Origin of the sequence: Rubrivirga sp. S365 (assembly GCF_032248475.1) — a bacterium.
Lineage (GTDB): Bacteria > Bacteroidota > Rhodothermia > Rhodothermales > Rubricoccaceae > Rubrivirga > Rubrivirga litoralis.
The window spans coordinates 25,323-42,052 of the sequence record NZ_JAVTTN010000003.1 but is presented as its reverse complement, the minus strand read 5'-3'; the positions used below and the strand labels follow the sequence as shown (position 1 = coordinate 42,052).

Below are 16,730 nucleotides of genomic sequence, written 5' to 3'. Positions count from 1 at the left end.
GCGAGTGGCATCCCCCACCCCACCCCGCCCCACGGCCGCCCCCGTCACCCCGACCGTCTCCCGCCCCGCCGCCCTCGCGAGCGGGCAGGCCGTCGGCTCGCTCCGCCCCCAGGGCGTCCCCGGCGCCCCCGACTGCACGGTCCTCACCGACCCCATCCGCCTCGGCAACGGCCACGCCCTCGCCGAGCTCGCAGACCGCGCCGTCCTCGGCCGCCACACGCTCCTCGTCGGCGCCGAGGGCGTGGGCAAGACCCGGCTCCTCGAAGAGCTCGCGGCCGTCGTCGCCGGCGACCGCGTCCTCCTCGACCCCGACGCCCAGCGCCGCGTCCGCCGCACCTACGTCACGATGCCCCAGACGCCGGGCGACGCCTACACCCTCGTCTACGTCCCCGAGGCCGGGCCGATGGGGCGCCTGGTCGACGCCCTCGGCCGGGCCTTCCACGACCTCGGCATCCTCGCCCTCCCCGGCATCCCGGCCGAGATGCGGGCCGGGGCCTGCGCCGAATACGACTGGACCGAGGTCAAAAAGCTCCTCCGCACCGTCGACGACCGCCAGCGGGCCGTCCTCGACAGCCTCCACGACCTCGCGGGCGGCGGGCGAGCGCCCCGCCTCATCCTCGTCCTCGACGCGCTCGACCGGGCCGGACCCACGCAAGGGCACTTCCTCTGCGAGCTCCAGCGACGGGCCACGATCGTCGGGGCCGTCCGGGGCGTCCCGCAGTCGAAGTCGCTCCGGACCTTCTTCGCCACGTTCGGCCAGATCCCGGTCGCCCCGCTCGAAGACACCCACGTCTCGGCGCTCTTCGAGTACTTCGTCTCGCGCTACCGGATCGCGTGCGCCGACCGGGGCCACTACCGCCGCGAGGTCCTGCGACGGGCCGAGGGCAACCCGGCCATCCTCCGGGCCATGATGCACGACGGCGCCCAGAGCCAGCTCGTGACCAGCCAGGACGTCCGCGACCTCCAGGCCCGCGACGACGCCCCCTTCTTCAACCTCGGCCTCATCTACGTCTTCTTCCTCATCGGCCTCGGCGCGCTCCGCGTGCTCGTGGTCGGCGTCCGCAACACGGACCTCTACATCATCCTGACCCTCGCGACGATCCTGGGCTACCTCGTGTTCAGGGTGTTCCGGCAGTTCTTCATGTTCCAACCCCGGTCCGATCTGAAGTGACCAAGTGATTGAGTGATTACCGTAAGTCCCAGCGTCCGAACGGCCCACACGCTCACCCTCCTCGCCGTGCTGGCCGTGCCGTTTGCCGGCACGGCCAGCGCGCAGAGCTCGTGCCCCGGCGACGGCTGGCGGCTCCGCGCCTGCCTCCGCGCCCGGCACGCGCCGCCTGCGCTCCTCGACGCCGACGCCGCCGCACGTGCCCTCTTCGAGACCGTGGACGTCCGCGTCCGCTACGACTCCACGCTCGTCGCCGCCAGCCTGTCCGTCGAACCCGGACCGCCCGACGCGACCGGCCGCCGGACGGTCAGCGAGCGGTGGGAGGTCGAGGCCGTCCGCTACGTCTCCGGCGTCGGCGGCGCCGAGACGACGGCCCCCGACGCCGACCGCGCGCGCGCCGACGGCTGGACGGTCCACCCCGCCGAGCCGGACGCCGAGGCGCCCACGCTCCACACCGTCGGCACCCCGCTCGCCCCCAGCGCGCTCCCCGCTCCCGTAGACGGTCACCTCGACCTCCACGCCGCCTGGCCCGCCCTCGGCGGCCCGGTCGCCGACAGCGCCCGCGGCGACCTCGCCCGGGGCGCCCTCTACGTCCGCACCGTCTACCCCGCCCACGTCGAGGCCGGACGCGAAGCCAGGGGCGTCGAGTGGCCGGCCTCCGGCGTCGCCGTCTCCGAGGACCTGGCGACCCTCCTCGACTGGCACGATGCCGACCCGCCCAACGACGCCGAGCGCGAGCGCCACGGCCGGGCCGCAGGCGTCCAGGGCAACGCGAACCCGTTCGTCCTCGACCCCGGCCTCGCCCGGCGCGCCTTCCCGCCCCGCCCGTCAAGCGGCGCCCCGCTCAGTTCCGGCGCCCTCTGGATCAACGAGGTCCACGCCACCAACGACGGCCCCGACTCGGGCGAGGGCGTCGAGGTCGCAGGCCCCGCCGGGACCGACCTCCTCGGCCACCGCCTCGTGTTCTACGGCGGCCACGGGGAGCCCTACGACCCGTACGACCCCGACGTCTCGGCCGCGCCCGCGCTCAGCGGCGCGCTCCCCGCCGAGGGCGTCCTCGGGGCCGTCTGGCTCCCCGCCCGCGGTCTCTGGAACCGCTGCAACGGCGTGGCCCTGGTCGACCCCGACGGCCGCGTCTCCCACTTCCTCAGCTACGGCGGCTGCCGGTTCAACGCCGTCGCCGGCCCGGTCCGCACGCTCGCCGCCTTCGACGGAGTCGACGACTCCGCCCACCCCGACTCCCTCCTCTGGAGCCAGCCCGTGCGCGGCCCCGGCTGGCAGCCCGTCCAGGAGTGGACCACGATGCCGGCCGGCTACTCGATCCAGCTCACCGGCGCCGGCACCGGCCTCGCCGACTTCGCCTGGGGCGGCCCCCACCCCGCCACGCCCGGCCGGCTCGGCGACTACCAGGCCGGGGGGACCGCGCGCACCGCCGTCAACCCCGTGTCGGGCTGGCGGGGTGGTGCCCCCGCCCCGCCCGGACTCGCCGCCCCGGCCCACGACGGCGGCCCGAACACCGACGACGAACCCGCCCGCCCGACCGTCGGCTCGGCAGCGGCCGACGCCGCCCCGCTCGACGTCGGGCCGCCCACGCCCAACCCGGTCCGGCAGGGCGGCCCCCTCCGGTTCGCCGTCACCGCCCCGCCCGGTGCCCGCGCCACGGCCGTCGTCCTCGACGCGCTCGGGCGGACCGTCGCTCGCCTCGACCTCGGCGCCGACGCGCACCTCGACCTCGACACGTCCGCGCTCGCCGCCGGCGCTTACACCGTCCGGGTGACGGCCGGCACCGGCGGCGTCACCGCGGTCCGACGGTTCGCCGTCGTCCGCTGAGAGACCGGCCCGCCCCCATGTCCCGTCCCTCACCCGCGAGCCGCCCCGCCCTCCGCACCCGCTTCGTCGTCGCCTGTTTCGTGGCCCTGGCTGGCCCCGTAGCGCCCGCCGACGCCCAGCGCGACGTCTACCCCACCCTGAGGGGCGCCGCGCTCCTGGAGGCCGTTGACGCCGAGTTCTCGCCAGCGACGACCTACCCGTACGACCGCGCCCGCGACTCGCTCTTCGCCCTCTCCGCCCGGCTCTCGCCGTCCGGCGACTCGATCCGGACGCTCTACACCGACCGCGCCCTGTTCCTCCCGCCGGGCGCCGCCCCCCGCGCCGTCGCGTGCGACGGCGACGGCGACGGCCGCCGCTCGACGTGCAACGGCCCACTCAACGTCAACGCCGAGCACGTGTGGCCGCAGTCGCACGGCGCCGGCAGCGGCGACGCCAAGAGCGACGGGCACCACCTGTTCCCGGCCCGCGCCGACGTCAACTCGTCACGGGGCAACCGGCCCTTCGGCCACGTCACGGCGGCCGAGGGCGACCGCTGGTGGCGCGGGACCCGGCGGCTGGAGACGGCCCCGCCCGACCCCGAGGCCTGGGCCACCGTCGAGTTCGACGGGGCCGGCACGCACGGCGACCGCTTCGCGCCGCCGGCCCACCGGCGTGGCGACGTCGCCCGCGCCGTGTTCTACGTCGCCGCCGTCTACCCCGACCGGACCGACGCCGACGCCCAGGCGTGGTTCGAGGGCCAGGTCGCGACCCTCCTCGCGTGGCACGGGGACGACCCCGCCGACGACTGCGAGCGTCGGCGGTCAGACGCCGTCGCCCGCTGGCAGGGGACGCCGAACCCGTTCGTCCTCGACGCCACGCTCGCCGACCGCGCGTTCGGGACCCGCCCGACGGCCGCCGCCCCGCCCGTACCCCCGCCCACTCTTCGGCTCGGTCCGCCCTACCCGAACCCGTCGAGCGGCTCCGCGCGGTTCACGCTCACCCTCCCCGCCGGCACAGAGTCGGGGTCCGTCCGCGCGGTGGTCTACGACGCGCTCGGCCGCGAGGTGGCCGTGGCCCACGACGGGACGGCAGTGGGCCGCGTGATCCTCGCCGTCGACACGACGCGCTTGGCGCCCGGCGCCTACGTCCTCCGCGCCGTCGTCGCCGACGGGGCCGATGCTCAGGTCCGACCGTTCACCGTCGCCCGCTGAGCCCACACCGTGGGGGTTGACCTCCCCCATCCAACCCAAAGACGCCGCCGTCGTCGTTTAAGACGTTTAATACCGTTTAGAACGTTTAGGGGTCGCTATCCCGTTGCGGCCCAACGATATCCGGGACCAAAGGCACAGGTCTACAGGATGAAAGGCACAGGTCTACAGGATGAAAGGCACAGGTCTACAGGATGAAAGGCACAGGTCTACAGGATGAAAGGCACAGGTCTACAGGATGGCCGCCCCGCCCCGCCCAAACCGGCCATTGCAGGCTATGAGCGCCGATTTTGAACCCCCCGCCGGATACAGCCGACCAAAAGGCACAGGTCTACAGGACGAAAGGCACCAGTCTACAGGATGAAGGGCACAGATCTACAGGATGGACCCCGCCCCTATGGGCCGTACGGGTCGATCTTGCCCCGCCCGTCGGTCCACTGCGTCCCTAACCCGTTGCGGCTCCGTCCCCTGGGCGCTAGCCTTCCCACTCGTCTGTCCCCCCGGACCCCTCGTTGGACGCCTCCCTCGAACTCAAAAAGCACGTCGGCGCGATCCACGTGAAGGGGGCGCTCACGCTCCTCCAGCGGAAGGCCGTCAACGCCCTCCTCCTCAACGCCTACCACGAGCTCCCCGACGAGACCGTCAAGGAGCACTCGATCCGGCTGGTCGATCTCGCCGACGCGCTCGGGTACAACTCGAACGACCACGACCTCCTCAAGGACACGATCGAGACGCTCGTCGAGACCAAGGTCCGCTGGAACGTGCTCGACAAGGACGGGCAGGAGGGGTGGGGCGTCTCGGGCCTCCTCGCCTCGGCCGTCACCCGGCCCCGGTCCGGGACGTGCCAGTACGCCTACTCCGTCCACCTCCGCCGGCTCCTCTACAACCCGGCCGTCTACGCCCGGATCAACCTCGCCGTCCAGTCCCGGTTTACGAGCCAGTACGCCCTCGCTCTCTACGAGAACTGCCTCCGGTTCGTCGGCGTCGGCTCGACTGGCTGGCTCCCCGTCGCCGACTGGCGCGGGCTCCTCGGCGTCGGGGCCGACCAGTACCGGGCCTACAAGGCGTTCCGCCAGCACGTCCTCGCCCCGGCCGCCAAGCAGGTGAACGCCGTCGGCCACATCCGCGTCGAGCTCGAGACCCGCCGCGAAGGCCGCAAGATCGCCGAGCTCCGGTTCACCGTCCGTCCCGGCGTCCCGCTCCTCCCGGAGTCGGCGGAGATCGAGGAGGCCGACTCTGTCCCGACCTCAGGCGAGGCCGCAGACGCCCTCCCCGCTCGCCTCGCCGAGTTCGGGCTCACCGCGCGCCAGGTCGAGGAGGCCGCCGCCCTCCCCCCCGACCAGGTCGAGCGGAACCTCCGCTACGTCCGCGGCCAGATCGCGCGCGGTACCAAGGTCGGCCGCCTCGGGGCCTACGCCTACCGGGCCGTCACCGAGGATTGGGCTGGCGCGGACGCCGCCGCCCAGCAGACGCAGACCTCGCTCTTCGACGCCGACGCCCCGGACACGCCGGCCCCAGCCCCCTCCCCCGCCGCGCTCGACGAGGCCGCCCGCCGCGAGGCCGAGGCCCAGACCGACGCCGCTCTCCGCCAGCTCGACGCGCGGATCGACGCCCTCGGCACGCAGGCCCGCCGCGCCCTCGACGCCGAGGCCGTCCGCGCCCTCCGAGAGGGGGGACATCCCGGCTGGCGCGACGTTCAGGAGGCCGCCGAGTTGGGCCAGACCGACGACCTCGGTCCGGCCCTCACCGGCGCGCTCCGCAACGCCCGCCGCGACGCCATGACGGTGTGGCTCAGCCAGGGCGCTGCGGTGTCAAGTGACTGAGTAACCAGTCACTCTGCGCGTACGACCAGCGCCTGGTTGATCTGGACGTGAACGGCAGCCTCGATCTGGATTGTTCGTACTATCTGGTTAGTACAAACACCGCACCCGCATGAGGCTGCTCGATCTCGTGGTCGCTTCGGCAATCACTCTGTGCTCCACCCCGCTCGCTGCGCAAGGGCTCGGGCAGGGAACGCCCGACGCTCCCATCACCGAGTGGGCCACGACCGACCCCGACTCGCTCGGGCTCAGCCTCGCCGTCCTCGACGCCCACCTCGACCTCTGCGAGCGGTCCAAGGCCGACGGGTGCCTCGTCGCCTACCGCGGCCAGGTCGTTCAGGAGTGGTACGGGCCGAACTACGCGCTCCCCCTCGTCTCCGGCGGGCTCGAGCGGTCCATGCGGTCGGTCGGCAAGAGCGTCGCGGCCCTCCTCGCCGGGATGCTCGTCGGCGACGGCGCGCTCTCGGTCGACGACCCGGTCTCGGAGTGGATCCCTGAGTGGGAAGCTGGAGCAGACTCCGCCGTCACCGTCCGCCACCTCCTCACGATGACGGCCGGGCTCCCCCGCGCGTTCGGGTGCCCCGACACCGCGCCCGGCTGCACCGACGACTACACGGCCTACGCCCTCTCGCTCCCGCTCGCCCACTCGCCGGGGGAGCGGATGGTCTACTCGAACGAGGGCGCTCAACTCCTCTCCCCCATCCTGGAGCGGGCGGCGGGGATGCCGCTCCACGAGTACGCCCGGACCCGGCTGTTCGAGCCGCTCGGTTTCGACTCGACGAGCCTCGGGACCGATGCCTCGGGGAACACGAGCACGGTCGGCGGCCCCCGGACCACGCTCCGGGAGGCGGCAGCGCTCGGGCAGCTCGTCGCGAACGGCGGGGTGTGGAACGGCGAGCAGGTCGTCCCGGCCGAGTGGATCGAGGCGGTCCGGCAGCCGAACGAGGCGTACCCGTACTACGGGATGCTGTGGTGGGTGGACGAGGGGACCGGGACGTTCTTCGCGGCCGGCGACCTCGACAACGTCATCGCCGTCTACCCCGACGACGACCTCGTCGTGGTCCGGGCGCAGTTCACGCCGGACCCGAGGGCGGAGGTTCAGTACTTCGGGCCGAGCACGTTCCACCTCCTGCGCGGCGTCGTCGAGAACCGGCTCCAACCGCAGCAGGAGTAGCGGGGCAGGTCAAGCCGAACAGCGTGGGCTGAATCGCTGCTGTGGCCGGAGCGGAGCATCGGGCCGGTCGGGTTATGCCCGAGCAGCGGCGGCATCCTGATTTCGTGCCGCTCGCTTGTTACGCCCGATGCGGTTGAGGGCTCACCCTTTCGGCAGCCCGTCGAGGTAGCCCGGCGGCAGCTTCGCCTCGTACCCCGCCTCCTTCAGGAGCGTGTTCACGATCTCGCTCATGTCCGCCCCCCGCGGGTCCGCCCCGCCCGCCGCGGCCGTCTTGAGCCCGAGCGCGACGCCGGGCTCGAGGTACGCCGAGAGCTTCTTGGCGACGCCCCCCTTGTACAGGTAGAACCCCCGGCCGAGCGAGTTGCCCCGGTTCGGGGGGGCCTGCTTTGCTGTCGCCTTCTTCGCCCCGCCCTTCTTCCGGCGTGGGGCGCTCTGCTTCGGCGCGGGGTCAGCGGCCGGCTTCGCCGCCGGCTTCTTCGGGGCGGTCCCGAACAGCTTCGCGGCGGCGGCCTTCGTCGTGGACTCTCCCATCGGTCGGTTCGGTTAAGCAGGGTGGACGTCGGAGGCCGGGACGACCCCGGCCGAGGCGAGCAGGTCGTAGACGGCGGCGTAGTCCTGGCCCGCCCGGTTCCGCCGGTCGTGCTCCTGGATCACGCGGCCGAGCCCGAACGCGCGCGAGAGCGCGGCCGAGCTCCGAATCGGCGGCAACAGGTCGCCGTCGGGGAAGTGGCCGAAGCCCGAGAGCGCGTCCAGAAGCTCGGCCGTCTCCCGCTTCCGGCCGTCGGCCACCGTCGGGAGGTAGAGCACGCGGGGCGCCTCGCCCAGCGCCTCCTCGGCCTGGTCCATCAGGTTCCGCAACCGCTGGACCCCCCGGATCGACGTCGAGGTCAGCGAGACCGGGCAGACGACGACGTCGGCCGCCGCGATCACGTTGACGACCAGGAGGCCCACGCCGGGGGCGCCGTCGACGATGGCGAGGTCGTGGCCGCCCGCGTTCCGCACCTTCCGCACGTGGCGCTGGAGCCGCTTCGGGTTCGGCTCCTCGTTCAGCTGCGACTCGACGAGCATCAGCCCGTCGTCGCCCGCGAGCACGTCGAGCCGGCCCGACCCCGGCCCCAGCGCGCCGGGCTCCCGCGCCGTCGCCGTCGCCTCGCGCCAGCTCGCCCCGCCCGTGAGCAGGTCGCTCAGCCCGGCCTCGGGGGCGCCGCCGGGGAAGAGCTGCTCCGTCGCCGAGCCCTGGGGGTCGGCGTCGATGAGGAGCACGTCGAGCCCGCGGAGCGCGGCCTCGGCCGCCAGCGTCACGGCCGTCGTCGTCTTGCCGACGCCGCCCTTCTGGTTCATGATCGAGACGACTCGCATCGGGTCCGGGGGATGAGAAGGTGCGCCAGCCGACCGGCGGCGGGTCGCTCCCTGTAAAGTGACTGAGTGACAAGCTACGAACCGCCCGAGTGATCAAGTGATTGAGTGATCGAAAACCACCGCCGGGAGCAGTCAGCCACCGGCGCCGATGGGGGACGAGCGGCCCTCACCCGCTGACTGCCTCAGAGAGGGGCCTCCGTCCGCTCCTGTTGCGCGCCGACGCCGATCAGGTGTCCGAGTGCCGACCCGGCTCCCCCCGCGCTCAGAGCGACGCTGAGAGCGCCGGCCCAATCGGTCTCCAGGCAGCGCCCCCTCGCACGCACGCGGGAGTGTCTCCCCCCCCGAGACGGCTGAAAGGCCTCCGCTCGCGCCGCCGCCCCGCCCGACGCTCCGCGCCGGGCAGCCCCGCGCCCGCTCGGTGGTGCCCCGGCAGCGGACCCCACCCCGCCCGCCGCGCGGACGCCCCCGCCCGGCGCCCACTCGTCGTGCAGGAGGGGACTCAGCTCGGCTGGATGCCGCAAACGGGACCTCCACATCGGAGCCGAAATAAGGTGTCGCTGCGCTCCCGTAGCGGGTCCCAGCGGGCACACCCAAGATGGGTCGGCACGCGCGCAGGCGCGCTCTCCGCCCCGCGCAAGGCCAAGGCAAGCGCCGCGAGCGGCGGCCTTGCGCGGGGCTCCGGCCTCCCGAATGCGGCAGGTATGCCCGCCGGGCCGCCGGCTTGCCGGTGCCGTCATCATCGTCTCGTGCTCTTCCCCCCGTTGCCGTGTCCTCCGTCGTCTCTGCCCGTTCCCTTCTGTCCTCTGCGCCTCTCGTAGGCGTCTCCGGGTCCCGTGCCCCCGGTCCCGTGTGCCTGTCGGCCCTGGCCCGTCTCCTGCCCCTAGCGGGCGGCCCCGTCGTCGTCGGGTGCGCGGCCGGCATCGATGCGGCCGTGCGTCGCGCCGTGCCGTCGGCCTCCGTCGTCTCCGCCTCGGCGTTCGGCACGGGGCGCGGCGCGCTCGCGGCCCGGTCGGTCGCCGTCGTGCGTCGGGTCGCGGCGGCCGGCGTATCGGGCGGGCCGCCGCCCGTGTGGGTCTCGCTGCCGGGGCGGGCGTGCCCGGTCGGTCTCGCTCCGTCGCCCTCGGCCTCAGCGTGCTTCTCCGGGCGCGGCTCGGGGTCGTGGGCGTCGCTCGCGCTGGCGGTCGGGCTAGGCGTGCCAGCCGTCGTGTTCCTGCCGCCGTCGGTCGCGGCCCCGGCGGGCTGGGCCTTCCAGCCGCTCGGGCGGTTCGCGGGCGGCTCGTTCTGGATGGTCCCGGCCGGCGGGGCGTCGCCGTCGCTGTTCGGGTCGGCCGCCGTCTAGGCCGGTTTGCGCCCTGGCTGCGGGCCGCTCTGCTGTGAAGTTATCGCGGCCTAAGTCGTTCGTTTTCACTTGACTAAGTGGCAAACAAAGCAGTATTATTCAAGCACAAAGACGGCCCGCCTGGCTCCTAACCCGGCTGCCGTCTCCGGTCTCAACATCCTCCTCTCGCCATGCCCCGCGCCCGCCAAGCGTCCGTCTACGTCATCCGGCTACGCCGCCCCCTGTGCCACGCCCGGCACTACGTCGGCTGGACCGTCGATCTGCCCCGCCGCGTCCGCCAGCACCTCACCGGCCAGGGCTCCCACCTCCTCAACGCCGCCAATGCCTACGGCATCGGGTGGGACGTCGTCCAGGTCATCCGGTGCGCCTCGTGCACCGAGGCCCAGCGCCTTGAACAGCACATCAAGCGCTCCCACGTGACCCGCTGGTGCCCCATCGAGCGCCGCCAGGCCGGCGTCTCGGTCGTCTCGTTCCGCGCCGGTCGCACCGCCGACACGCGCCGCAGCATCGACGCCGCGCTCGCGTCGGTCCCGCCCGAGGTCCGCACCCTCACGTCCGGCGCCGTCGAGCCCCGCGCCGTCCCGTTCGCCTTCCGCGACTTCGACCCCGCCCGCGCCGCCGCGCTCGCTCGTCACGCCGCGCCGTCGGTCTGGCGGTCCACCGCCCGCGCCGCCTAGCGCGGCACCCCCACCCCGCCCGGCCGGGCTTCCTAACCCGGCCGGGCGGTCCGTCTCGACATCACACCGCCCCCAGCCATGCCCCGCACCAAGCCCACCCCCGCCCAGATCGAGAAGGCCCAGGCCCGCCGAGAGGAGGCCGCCGCCACCCTCGCCCAGGGCGTCGAGCACGTCGCCCACGACCCGGCCGCGCTCGCGGCGCACCTCCAGTTCTGCGCCCTCTTCCGGTCCTACTCGTTCCGTAACACCCTGCTGCTGGCGGAGCAGGCCCGCGCGCGCGGCACGTCCGCGTCGTTCTTCAAGGGCTACCGCGCCTGGCAGCAGCACGGCCGCCAAGTCCAGAAGGGCGAGCACGGATACATGCTGTTCGCTCCCATCGTCCGCAAGCTTACCGGCGAGAAGGCCCGCGAGGCGAAGGTGCCTGAGGGCACGCGCGCCGTCGTCGGCTACCGCGTGGCGACGGTGTTCGACATCGACCAGACGGCCGTGATCGAGGGGCAGGAGGACCGCGCGCCCGTCTACGTCTCGCCCATCCCGCAGCTCGAAGGCGACGACTTCGCCGACCTTCGGGCCGACCTCGAAGCCGTGGCCCGCTCTCTCGGCTACACCGTCGGCACCTTTGCAGCCCGCGACCGGCGGGCCGGCGGCTTCTGCGATCCGGCCCTCCGCCGGATCGGCGTCAAGGCGGCTCCGGCCAATCAGCAAGCGGCCGTGCTTGCGCACGAGTTGGCGCACGCCCTCGCCCACACCGGCCCCGAGGCCGCCGACATCCCCAAGAACGTCCGCGAGGTCCAGGCCGAGGGCGCCGCCTACCTCGCCTGCTACGCGCTCGGGCTCGACACGTCGGCCGCGACGCTCCCCTACCTCCGCACCTGGACCGCCGAGGCCGAGAGCGAGGACGAGCGCCGCGACCTCATCACCGCTCAGCTCGGCGCCATCGACCGGATCGGGTGGCGACTGGTCGAGCTGGTGGAGGCCGCCCGCGAGGGGACGGTGACCGCCGAGTCCGCCCGCCCCGCCCTCGAAGCGCCCGAGGCCGACAGCGTCAGCGCGAAGCCGCGCGCCCTCGCCGCCTGACCAAAATCCCGGCCGGGCGCAGGGTGCCCGGTCGCATCCCCGCCGACCCATGCCCGCGCCCCACCCCGCCCCGTTCGAGCGGATCGGCCGCGCCGGCGACCTCGGCACCGCCGCCGCACTCCACCTGTCCGCCTCGGGCGAGGCATCGACGATGCTCCGGATCACCTCGGCCCTCGACCACTTCGAGACGTCCCCCCTCGACCGGAACCGGCTCGCCTTCGCCGCCCGGTTCTACCTCGACCGTCGGGGCCACGCCTGGCGTCTCGTCCGGGGGCGGTCCCGCTGGCGACCGAACGAGCCGCCCGAGCCCGGAGAGTTCACCTCGCTCGACTCGGCGCTCCACACGCTCCGCCACCTCCGGGGCTGGTACCGGGAGCCCCAGCAGACCCGCGCGTCGAATCGGCTGGCGCACCTCGCCCGCTGGCGGATCGTCCGGGCGACGGCTGAGCAGGACGGCGAGACCGTCGAGCGGTTCGACGTAGTCGAGTTGGCGACGCTCCCTGAGACGGGGCCGGAGGTCTACCCGCCGTCACTGCTCCGGCCGTACAGCCTCGACGGCTGGGCGCTGGACGACTGGACGGCCGCCGCGCACGTCGAGGAAGCACGGAGCCGCGCGAGCGCCGAGCGGTGGGAGACCGCCCGCCGCCGCGAGTTCGTCCACGGCGCCCACGACTGGACCGACCGCGACGGGCTGTTGAAGATCGTCCGGCCGTCCCGCGTGACGCTGACAGCGAGCGCGCACTACGCTGAGCGCGCCGGCCGCTGGCGGCGCGTCGAGAGTCCGGCCGAGGTCTGGCGCGACCGGGACACCGTCGAGGTCGTGCTGCGGCTGAACGACCCGCGCCTGGCCGTCGCCGTCTACAAGCAGCGCGGCCGTGTCGAGACGTTCCACCAGCGGCGCGCGTGCCGCGTCTGGTACGGCTACGACTCCGTCCTCGACGACGGCGCCAAGCACCGCGCCGTGCGGGCACCCGCCCAGCAGGCCGCCGCGATCCGGGCGCTCCTCGACCGCGCCCGCCTCGACCTCGCCGGCGACGTCCAGGCGGAGTGTGACCGGAAGCGCCGTCACGCCGCCGAGCGCCGGGCCGTAGCCGCCGCACCCGATCCGTCCCGAGTTCGCCAGCTCGCGCTGTTCGGCTGACCGAGAGGGGAGAGGGGCAACCGTCCGACACGCGCCGAGCCCGAAGGGCAATTCGGCGCTCCTCCCCAGGGGCGCACAGGCTGCGCCCCTGGGTGGGCTGCGCTGGCCTCCGGCTCCTCACGCCGGCCGCTGCGCGGTGGTCGCAGGGGAGGGGGGCGGGGCGGCGGCGGTCTCCACAAGCAACCCACCGTGCTCGGGCCGTCAAGGTGATCCACCGGCCGTCCTCGCCATGCTCGCTTCGCAGGCTCCGCTGCGCGTGGCTCCGGGCGCCCGGCGGCTCCACCTGGACGGCCCTGCGCGCGGTGGGGCGGGGGAGGGGTCCGCCGTCGGCGGGCCGGGCTTCGGCTCGTCTGTCTCTCCTTCCGGTGCCGTCATGTCCGCGTCTCTCCTCTCTCGTCCGGTCGTCCAGCGGGTCCTCAGCACGCTCGGGCCGCTCGTCCTCTACGCGGCCCTGGCCGTCTTCTTCGGCTGGCAGTCCGTCGGGTTCGGCTGGTCCTCGGCCGGGTGCTTCGTCTGCGGCTGGCTCTCGCTGTTCTTCCTCACCATCGTCGGCCAGGAAGTCCGCTGGTGCCTCACCGGGCAGTGCCTCACCGGGCGTCTCTAACGGGCCGGGTCCTGCTGGCAGGCGGGACCGAGCCGCCGACGCTGGACAGGTGGCGCGGGTCCCCCGGACGTCCGGCACCTACTCCTCGAGCGCGACGACGTGGACCACGGCCCCCTCAGCGTCCAGCACCTCGACGCGCGGTGCCCCCGACTCGCCCACCGTCGCCCTGATCCGCTCCCGCGCCTGGCCGTCGTTGAGCCCGAGGTACGCCGTCCCGTCCACCGACCCGATCACGATCCGGTTCGACCAGTCCCGCCCGTAGCGGCCGTTCTCGCGGAACCACTCGGCCGCCCGCTCTCGCTCGGCCGCGTCGCCCGTCTTCGCCATCTCGCCCATCGCCAACCGCGTCTGCCCGTCCTCGGGCGTGCTCGGCGCCCGGTCGATGAACCGGAGCCCGCCGACCCGGCTCGTCTGCTCGCCGCCCTCCCAGGTCTCGGCGTAGGACAGGTTGACGGCCTGGTCGTTGCCCCGAGCGTCGAAGGCGAGGTGCCCCGAGTGCGTCAGCACGCCGTCCTCGACGCGGCTCCCGTACGTGAGCCCGCCCATCTCGTCGCCCGAGCCGTCGTAGAAGATCAACCCGGACCGACCCTTCTTCGGCCCGTACTCGCGCCCCCCGGAGATCACGCCCGGCATCCGGGCCTCGTTCGAGACCACGAGCGACAGGCTCCCGTCGGGCTTTCGGACGTTGATCCGCTCGACGTCGATCTCGTCGAACGACGCCCGCCGCTCGGACGTGGCCGCCAGCGCGACGACGGCGATCAGGAGGAGGGTCGAGACGGTGGCGTAGAGGGTGAGCATTCGGACGCGGGAGGCAAATGGGTCGAGGGTCATGGACCTGTTCAGAGCGGTCAAACGGAGATCCGCCTACGGGAAAAGCGTGTCCAGAGTTGGCCGCAGCCAGAGCCGGGGGCGTTCTCGCCGGGCGCACCTCTCGTGGGCACGGCCCGCCACACCGCGAAGCGTCGGCGCAGCCAGCCTCCCCCGCGCGCCGACAGGCGGCGCTCCCCGGCTAACCCCCCGCCGGCTGCCGCCGGCCGGCCCCCCAGCCGCGCCGTCGGCCTCGCCCCCGCTCATTGGGGGGCCTCCACCTCTAGCGAGGCCCCGGCTCCTCCCGGCTCGGTCGTCCGCTCCTCGTCCACGTCCGGCTCTGGTCGGTCGCCGGTCCGTGCGGACGGGCCGCCCGCCCCGCTCCCTCCCGGCGCCTCCCGTTCCCGCTCCGCTCCCGCCCCGCCCGGCTCCGCCTCCGTGCTGAGGCACACCCCGGCCGCCGCGCCGGCAGAGCCGGCCCCGCGTCCGCCCCTGACGGGGACCCAGGCCGTTCGCCCACGCCGCTGATCGCGCCGTCGGCTCGACGGCCGAGGCAGGAGGCGCCCAAAGCCGCGCCACCCGCGAAGGCGGACCGCTGACGCGGGGCCGGCGAGCCGGCATCGTGCGGTTACCGCCGCGGTCTCGGGTTTGCGCCCGGGGGCTCTGCCAATCAATGCGCGCCGGCCTGCGGCCTCTCCGGGCTACGGCAAGGGTCGCTTCGCTCCGTGCTCCCCTCCGCACGTCGCTTGGGCCGACGAGCGGCCCTGCACGCCGTTTGTGCGGGTCCGCGCGGCCCTGGCCTCCGCCCTTCGCGCGCCAATACGGGGCTTTCAGCCCCCGGGCGCTGTGGCCGTCGGTCACACGAGGGGGCTGCCCACGAACCGCCCAATACCATGTCCCTCTCCATCCGCTTCGAGCCCCTGGGGCACACCGGCTACGTCGTCACCGACTGCGACCGCCCCGCCCGTACGCTCGTCGTAACCCGCGACACCCACCCCACCACCTGCGCGGCGCTCGGCGAACTCGACGCCCGCCTGTCCTCGGTCACGCCGGGCCGCGAGGCCGCGTTGCTCGCCGTCGTCGCCCGCGCCTGGGCCACCCGCGACGCGGCCCGGTCCCCGCTCTGGGCCGGCTGCGATCCCGTCGCTGCCCGCTAGGTCGCCCTTCCCGCTGCTAGCCTACCCCCCGCGAAAGCGGGGGGCGTAGCCAGCGGAGCCAATCGCGTTTTTGGACGCCTGGCTTACTTTTTTGCTTGGTATTGTGCTTCTGTCGTGCTATTTTACTTGTGTCTGAGGACGGCTCCTAACCGCCCCGCGACACCGTCTCAACATCCCTGCTCCCCGCCATGCCTGCACGTGCCACGCCGCCCGTCCTCGCCTTCGCCCTCTGGCCCCTCGTCAGAGCCTGCCCCGGACCCCGGTCCGGGGGCCAGCCCCACCCCGACGCCGCCGACCCCTGGGGCGAGGACCACGCGGCCGACCTGCTCACCGACTACGAGCCCGAGGAGGTCGGGCCGTTCCTCACCGTCACCGCGTCCGCTCCGGGGGCCGTCGGCCGCCCCAGCGGGACGTGCCGCGTCGTGTTCGCCGGGGACGCCACCGAGGCGCTTCTAGGGTACGCCGCCCGCGTCGCCCGCGACACCGGCCACCCGCCGTTTGAGGGGTCCGCCGTCGAGCAGGCCCGCGAGGCGTTCGGCGTCGCCGTGGACGAGCTCACCCACGAGTTCGGCGCCGAGGCCGTCCGCGAGTGGGAGTACCCCGACCCCGACACCTGGCGGAACGCCCGCCGGATGCCGGAGAGCACGCGGGCCGCCCTGCGGACGTCGGCCGAGGCCGAGGCGCACCGGGTCGAAGCCGAAGCGCTCGACGCCCACCTCTGCGAAGCGCTCGGCATCACCAACGACGGTCCTGACGCCGCAGCGCCCGCCCCGCTCCCTCTCGCCGCCTAGCGGGGCGAGCCATCCCCAACATTCGGCCGGGCGCCTAACCCGGCCGGGCGTCTCCTCAGCATCCCCAGCCATGACCACCGCCCTCCGCCTCCCTTCCGGCCCCCAGCCGGTTCCGCCCACCGCCGCCCGGCCGTCTGACCCGTTCCCCGAGCGAATCACGTCGGGGTGCGACAAGACCGCCCGCGCCCTCCGCGCCCACGCCGCCAGCGCCCGTGTCCAGATGGAGCGGGCCGAGCGCCAGGTTGAGACCAACACCGACCGCGACAGCCCGCCCCGCCCCAGCGGGGACCCGACGCAGCGCAGCCGCGCGGCCCTTGCCGCCGAGCGATACCGTGCCGCCGCCCGTACCGCCCGCGCGTTTGAGCGCTTGGCCGGGCTTCACGAGCGCCGCGAGATGCCGTCCCCGCTCTTCACCGTCCGCACGCGCCGCCACGTCCGCGCCCTGCTCTCGTGCGACACCTACGGGCAGGACACCGCCGCCGCCCTAAAGACGGCGCTCCGCTGGACGCTCGGGCTCCCCATGTCGCGCGCACGCGGGTTCAGCATCATGCGCGCGTGCTTCGAGCGCCTGGGGCTTCTGGCGCCCGTCGTGCTCCCGC

General features: G+C 74.0%; 15 protein-coding genes. 12 read left to right on the top strand and 3 right to left on the bottom strand.

Annotated elements, in window-relative coordinates; genetic code table 11:
- Window positions 1-4: 4 nt before the first annotated feature.
- The 5 genes from RQM47_RS15995 (at window position 5) to RQM47_RS15975 (ending at window position 7,179) form a co-directional block, all read left to right on the top strand.
- Window positions 5-1,171 (top strand): AAA family ATPase, encoded by a 1,167-nt coding sequence (locus RQM47_RS15995; RefSeq protein WP_314009603.1) that lies wholly within the window; start codon window positions 5-7, stop codon window positions 1,169-1,171.
- Between the two features lie 12 nt (window positions 1,172-1,183).
- Complete coding sequence (locus RQM47_RS15990) at window positions 1,184-2,998, top strand: endonuclease (RefSeq protein WP_314009601.1); 1,815 nt, start codon at window positions 1,184-1,186, stop codon at window positions 2,996-2,998.
- A 17-nt stretch (window positions 2,999-3,015) separates the two neighbouring features.
- On the top strand, window positions 3,016-4,188 hold the full coding sequence (locus RQM47_RS15985; RefSeq protein WP_314009600.1) for an endonuclease: 1,173 nt from the start codon (window positions 3,016-3,018) through the stop codon (window positions 4,186-4,188).
- A gap of 509 nt (window positions 4,189-4,697) precedes the next feature.
- Window positions 4,698-6,008: a replication initiation protein gene (locus RQM47_RS15980; protein WP_314009598.1), complete on the top strand. Its 1,311-nt coding sequence runs from the start codon at window positions 4,698-4,700 to the stop codon at window positions 6,006-6,008.
- A gap of 109 nt (window positions 6,009-6,117) precedes the next feature.
- Window positions 6,118-7,179: a serine hydrolase gene (locus RQM47_RS15975; RefSeq protein WP_314009597.1), complete on the top strand. Its 1,062-nt coding sequence runs from the start codon at window positions 6,118-6,120 to the stop codon at window positions 7,177-7,179.
- Window positions 7,180-7,320: 141 nt separating this feature from the next.
- Here the strand turns inward: RQM47_RS15975 and RQM47_RS15970 are convergent, their stop codons facing one another.
- Entirely contained in the window at window positions 7,321-7,710 is a 390-nt protein-coding gene (locus tag RQM47_RS15970; RefSeq protein WP_314009595.1) for a hypothetical protein, read from the bottom strand.
- 12 nt (window positions 7,711-7,722) lie between these two features.
- The gene (locus RQM47_RS15965; protein ID WP_314009594.1) at window positions 7,723-8,538 is read right to left on the bottom strand and encodes a ParA family protein; all 816 of its coding nucleotides are present in this window, start codon (window positions 8,536-8,538) and stop codon (window positions 7,723-7,725) included.
- An 847-nt stretch (window positions 8,539-9,385) separates the two neighbouring features.
- On the opposite strand from RQM47_RS15965, the gene RQM47_RS15960 reads away from it, so the two are divergent.
- The 5 genes from RQM47_RS15960 (at window position 9,386) to RQM47_RS15940 (ending at window position 13,376) form a co-directional block, all read left to right on the top strand.
- On the top strand, window positions 9,386-9,877 hold the full coding sequence (locus RQM47_RS15960) for a hypothetical protein (protein WP_314009593.1): 492 nt from the start codon (window positions 9,386-9,388) through the stop codon (window positions 9,875-9,877).
- Window positions 9,878-10,047: 170 nt separating this feature from the next.
- Complete coding sequence (locus RQM47_RS15955) at window positions 10,048-10,554, top strand: GIY-YIG nuclease family protein (protein WP_314009592.1); 507 nt, start codon at window positions 10,048-10,050, stop codon at window positions 10,552-10,554.
- A 78-nt stretch (window positions 10,555-10,632) separates the two neighbouring features.
- Entirely contained in the window at window positions 10,633-11,631 is a 999-nt protein-coding gene (locus tag RQM47_RS15950) for an ArdC family protein (protein WP_314009590.1), read from the top strand.
- Between the two features lie 49 nt (window positions 11,632-11,680).
- Window positions 11,681-12,772: a hypothetical protein gene (locus tag RQM47_RS15945; RefSeq protein WP_314009589.1), complete on the top strand. Its 1,092-nt coding sequence runs from the start codon at window positions 11,681-11,683 to the stop codon at window positions 12,770-12,772.
- Between the two features lie 373 nt (window positions 12,773-13,145).
- Entirely contained in the window at window positions 13,146-13,376 is a 231-nt protein-coding gene (locus RQM47_RS15940) for a hypothetical protein (protein WP_314009588.1), read from the top strand.
- 78 nt (window positions 13,377-13,454) lie between these two features.
- Here the strand turns inward: RQM47_RS15940 and RQM47_RS15935 are convergent, their stop codons facing one another.
- The gene (locus tag RQM47_RS15935) at window positions 13,455-14,174 is read right to left on the bottom strand and encodes a hypothetical protein (protein ID WP_314009587.1); all 720 of its coding nucleotides are present in this window, start codon (window positions 14,172-14,174) and stop codon (window positions 13,455-13,457) included.
- A 902-nt stretch (window positions 14,175-15,076) separates the two neighbouring features.
- Between RQM47_RS15935 and RQM47_RS15930 the strand changes: the two genes are divergently transcribed.
- Together RQM47_RS15930 and RQM47_RS15925 are read left to right on the top strand one after the other, a co-directional pair.
- Window positions 15,077-15,340, top strand: a complete 264-nt coding sequence (locus tag RQM47_RS15930; RefSeq protein WP_314009586.1) for a hypothetical protein — start codon at window positions 15,077-15,079, stop codon at window positions 15,338-15,340.
- Window positions 15,341-15,528: 188 nt separating this feature from the next.
- Window positions 15,529-16,131 (top strand): hypothetical protein, encoded by a 603-nt coding sequence (locus tag RQM47_RS15925; RefSeq protein WP_314009585.1) that lies wholly within the window; start codon window positions 15,529-15,531, stop codon window positions 16,129-16,131.
- The last annotated feature ends 599 nt before the right edge of the window (window positions 16,132-16,730 follow it).